This window comes from Rhodococcus sp. AC861, assembly GCF_979256035.1.
Window position 1 is genome coordinate 1 of the sequence record NZ_CEEDMW010000067.1, and the last position, 253, is coordinate 253.

Here is a 253-nt window from a genome sequence, read left to right on the forward strand (position 1 = left end):
TGCGACGGTGAGACCGCCGTAGAGTCCGATGTGATCGGCGTCGACCGTCAGGCCCGAGTTCGGGAGCAGTTCGGTCATCGCCGGTCCGAGCACCAACGCGTAGAGGCTGCCGGCGACGCCGTCCAGCGCCCATCCCATCGTGGTGCCCAGCAGTACGAGCCACTGGACACGCGTGATCTGCGTGCTCCAGCCCGGCTCCGTGGCAGTGGTGTCGTGCACGGTGTGTTCTCCTCTGTGCGTGGGGGTGTGGTCG

At 67.6% G+C, this 253-nt stretch carries 1 pseudogene; it reads right to left on the reverse strand.

The window, feature by feature from the left end:
- Positions 1-219: pseudogene (locus tag AC0IX4_RS23170) on the reverse strand (MFS transporter); the annotation flags it as partial.
- Between the last annotated feature and the right edge of the window lie 34 nt (positions 220-253).